Source organism: Sutterella parvirubra YIT 11816 (assembly GCF_000250875.1).
Taxonomy (GTDB): Bacteria; Pseudomonadota; Gammaproteobacteria; order Burkholderiales; family Burkholderiaceae_F; genus Sutterella; species Sutterella parvirubra.
In genome coordinates, this window is record NZ_JH605014.1 from 17,630 (window position 1) to 17,847 (window position 218).

Below are 218 nucleotides of genomic sequence, written 5' to 3' on the forward strand. Positions count from 1 at the left end.
CGTCGAAGTCGCGGGCGTCTTCGCCATCGATCGTCACGAACGGGATGTCGGTGAGGTCGACGCGGCCCTTCATGTCCTTCGCGGGGACGGTGTCGGGAAGCGCCGCGGCCTCTTCCAAGGTTTCGGCGGAGAATTCCACCGGCACGCCGTGCTCGGCGGACGCGATGGCGACTTCGCCCAGAGGATCGTTCGCCTGCCCGACGGTGCGGACGTAGCGC

At 68.3% G+C, this 218-nt stretch carries 1 pseudogene; it reads right to left on the reverse strand.

The window, feature by feature from the left end:
- Positions 1–218, reverse strand: a pseudogene (locus tag HMPREF9440_RS11740) (ribonuclease R); the annotation flags it as partial.